Source organism: Mesorhizobium sp. M2E.F.Ca.ET.209.01.1.1 (genome assembly GCF_004010375.2).
Taxonomy (GTDB): Bacteria; Pseudomonadota; Alphaproteobacteria; order Rhizobiales; family Rhizobiaceae; genus Mesorhizobium.
In genome coordinates this window covers 1-582 of record NZ_SADP02000094.1, presented here as the reverse complement: position 1 = coordinate 582, position 582 = coordinate 1, and the positions used below count along the sequence as shown (strand labels likewise).

Sequence of the window (582 nt, the reverse complement as noted above, 5' to 3'; positions counted from 1 at the left end):
CTACACCGACTTCCTCAAAGAGCATAATGGGGGCGAAGGTTTTGTTCACGATAACTACATTGTTTTCTTTAAGGCTGAAGAATTGGCCGATTTCAACCGAGAATATGAAGTCGAAAAATATGCGCCAGGCATCCTCTTGTTCGCCTCGAGCGGCGGAGGTGAAGGCTATGGCTTTGACACTGAAGATCCAGCCATGCCAATCGTACGTGTCCCATTCATAGGTATGGATCGGGAATCCGCTGAGACAATAGCGCGTGACCTTGCCGGTCTATTTTCTTGGTTGGCGGAATGAATATGAGCGATCAAAATGGATATTCGCGCCCCAAAGGTATGGAATTGTTTGAGATTACACCTGTCATCGTTGGAGGTGATCCAGTCAGTCTGGATAACAAGATCTGGGTGACCAGGTAAGAGCATTTTGAACTGGTGCGCTTTTGGAATCGAACTATCGGGGATTTGCGTAAGGCGGCGCGAGCGGAAGAGTAGGCGGCATGAGGCTTCCGATGTCCTCACCAAGCTGATTTATCAGCCGCAGGCGTCGACAAGATTTAGGGGCACCATTCCCGGTGCGCTCATTCTAGA

1 protein-coding gene is annotated in these 582 nt (G+C 49.7%); it reads left to right on the top strand.

Annotated features, from left to right (window positions below):
• The coding region (locus EN852_RS34725; protein WP_135879586.1) for an SMI1/KNR4 family protein at window positions 1–292 on the top strand (292 nt) is incomplete at its 5' end.
• Window positions 293–582: the final 290 nt, after the last annotated feature.